Origin of the sequence: Methylobacillus sp. (assembly GCF_036844465.1) — a bacterium.
Classification (GTDB): domain Bacteria; phylum Pseudomonadota; class Gammaproteobacteria; order Burkholderiales; family Methylophilaceae; genus Methylobacillus.
The window spans coordinates 1-1,585 of record NZ_DAIUFW010000040.1; the positions used below are offsets into that span (position 1 = coordinate 1).

Genomic DNA, 1,585 nt, shown 5'->3' on the forward strand with positions numbered 1-1,585 from the left:
TATTTCCGGTTCTATCCAGCACATGGCAGGCATGAAGCATGTGCCGACAATCGTGGCTGTCAACACTGATCCGGGCGCATCTATTTTCACGATTGCCAAGTATGGTATCGTGGGCGACATTTTTGAAATAGAAGAGGAGCTTCGCGCTCAAATGGCTGCCTGATCTTTGGGTGAGTGTGAAAATACGCGGTATGGGAATACCGCGTATTTTTTGATTGGCAGGTGCGGAGATTGTTTGTAACACCTTGATCAACATGAATATACTGCTCGGTCATGGTGATTCTGCAGTATAGGGGAAAACGAATGGCTTGGAAGATTATCACTGCAGCGCATATGCAAGTGTTGGCTAAAGTGATTCGTTCGATCAAGGATGGCGAAGGAGTGCAGGCTTTGCAGGAATTGCCGGCATGGATGGTAAGGAGGTTGCAGCCATCGGTGGCGGAAGCCGACCAGAAATCTCTCGAATTCCAGCGACAGTATGACCATGAATTGCACATGCTGGAGTCAAGGCTGGGCGATTTGCTCAAGCGCCAGAATGAATTGCATGCCGCGTTGGAAATTTCAGAATCATTGCTGGAGGCAGCCCTTGTTGAATCCAGGACGTTGCGTTGTCAATTGATTGAAATCCAGCAGCATTCCGACCAGCAGTAGCGCGTTAACCTTTCGGCCTGGAATCCCTGGAGGTGTAATGGCAGCCTGGCCTGCGTTTGCCAAGAGCAGACAAACTCCATAGCTGTTTCATGATGGTTGCTATGGTTGGCAAGTACCTCTTTGGTAGTACCTCTTGAAGAGAGTTCCAGATTGACTATCCAGCCGTTATCGTTCACAAACCGTAATGCATGGTGAAGCGCAGCTCGTGCATGGACTCCAATAATACTGCATTGCATTTTGTAATGCGGGGAGCACCTTTGCCAGTTTTGTATATCGAGAATACGGTAATTGTCTGTATGGTTCGTATTGATTGTAGCCATGGAAAGCCCTTGATAAAGCATCGGCGTTATCCAGACAACTGTCTGTGAAAAAAAGAAAAAACGACGTGCTTCAATGGAATGACCATGGCTGCTTTTATTTGATCGGGATAGGGAACTCAAGGAGGATTCACAATGCAACATGCGGTAAAAGGTTTTTTATATGCAAACCTGCTAGGCCTGGGCCTGGCAATTGCCACCCCTGTATTAGCGGAAGAGGCTGTATCGGCAGCAGAGGAAGAATCACCTCATTCGTTGACTGCCAATATCGGCCTTTTTGGCCAATATGTCTTCCGGGGTATTACATACACCAGAGAGCGTCCGGCTATCCAGGGCGGCTTTGATTATGCGCACAGCAGCGGCGCATATCTTGGTGTATGGGCGACCAATGTTGATAAAGACGCGCTATATGGCAATACCTCGGAAATCGATATATATGGTGGCTTCGCCAATACTTTTGGTGATACCGGCATTGGTTATGATGTAGGTTTCCTGCAGTTTTACTATCCTGATAACGACAAGTTAACCGGAGAATCCGCCAATACGCTGGAGCTCAATGGTGCTGTTTCCTATGAGTGGTTCACCTTGAAATACTCGCGTGCCGTGACTGATTTCTT

Annotated in this window: 2 protein-coding genes; both read left to right on the top strand. The window is 47.8% G+C overall.

Translation table 11 applies throughout. The annotated features are described in order from the left end of the window. The first annotated feature begins 303 nt into the window (after nt 1-303). Entirely contained in the window at nt 304-651 is a 348-nt protein-coding gene (locus tag V7Z75_RS14155) for a hypothetical protein (protein WP_334109290.1), read from the top strand. Nucleotides 652-1,103: 452 nt separating this feature from the next. Then, a partial coding sequence (locus tag V7Z75_RS14160) for a TorF family putative porin (RefSeq protein ID WP_334109291.1) occupies nt 1,104-1,585 on the top strand: 482 nt, incomplete at its 3' end.